This is a genomic window from Xenorhabdus sp. BG5, assembly GCF_015163665.1.
Taxonomy (GTDB): Bacteria; Pseudomonadota; Gammaproteobacteria; order Enterobacterales; family Enterobacteriaceae; genus Xenorhabdus.
In genome coordinates this window covers 1-366 of record NZ_JADEUG010000108.1, presented here as the reverse complement: position 1 = coordinate 366, position 366 = coordinate 1, and the positions used below count along the sequence as shown (strand labels likewise).

Here is a 366-nt window from a genome sequence, read left to right as displayed (position 1 = left end):
TTTTCGTTTTGTCAGACTTGCGAGTGCTTAACCCTGTCTGGCTGTGGCTTTATGGTTATTTTGCTTACCCAGACTTAGCCCCGACTTGGGGCAGACTTGGCATAGACTTGCATTCATTTTGCCCAGACTTGCGAGCATCATACAGGCACGATCAGACCGCTTAAGTGGGCGCTGTCGCCGTCACCGTCCCACAGCAGTTCGTATTGCAGCAGATGCCCGCGACTGCCGCCGTGAACAAGCAGATATTCCATATCACTGAGCCGCTGGCAATGCAGCTTAAGCTGGCTGTCACTCCAGTTCGTGTATGCCCGGATATCCCGCCGGGTAAAGCGCACTGCATTCAGGGCACACCGCTGTTCTGCTGCC

Annotated in this window: 1 pseudogene; it reads right to left on the bottom strand. The window is 54.6% G+C overall.

Going from position 1 to position 366, the window contains the following annotated elements:
* Positions 1–137: 137 nt before the first annotated feature.
* Positions 138–366 (bottom strand): annotated as a pseudogene (locus IQ209_RS18035) (DNA primase); the annotation flags it as partial.